1 protein-coding gene is annotated in these 390 nt (G+C 72.6%); it reads right to left on the bottom strand.

Annotated elements, in window-relative coordinates; genetic code table 11:
* Nucleotides 1-250: alpha/beta fold hydrolase (locus ADK41_RS08230; RefSeq protein ID WP_159043950.1), on the bottom strand; the 250-nt coding region annotated here is incomplete at its 3' end.
* Nucleotides 251-390 lie beyond the last annotated feature (140 nt).

Genomic DNA, 390 nt, shown 5'->3' with positions numbered 1-390 from the left:
GGTGGGCCACCACGGCGGCGGCGTCCGCCGCGTAGTGGTCCATGTCGTGCCCGTGGCCGACCTGGGCGGAGCGCCCGTGCCCGCGGCGGTCGTGGGCGATGACGCGGTGGCCCCGCCGGACGAGGAACAGCAGTTGGGCGTCCCAGGCGTCCGAGCTCAGCGGCCGGCCGTGGTGGAACATGACCGGCCGGCCCGCACCCCAGTCCTTGTAGAAGATCTCGACTCCGTCGCCGGTGGTGACGAAGGACATGGTCCGCTCCTCGTGGTCCCGCCCGGATACCGGGCGGATTCGATGTCTCCACGAGGATGGCCCGGCCGGCGTGCCGTCAGCCTCCGTCAGCCGACTGACATCCGGCCGACGGCTCGCTCACGTCAGTACCGGGGCAGTGC

Source organism: Streptomyces caelestis (assembly GCF_001279005.1).
Lineage (GTDB): Bacteria > Actinomycetota > Actinomycetes > Streptomycetales > Streptomycetaceae > Streptomyces > Streptomyces heliomycini.
This window is presented reverse-complemented; position numbering and strand designations above follow the sequence as displayed.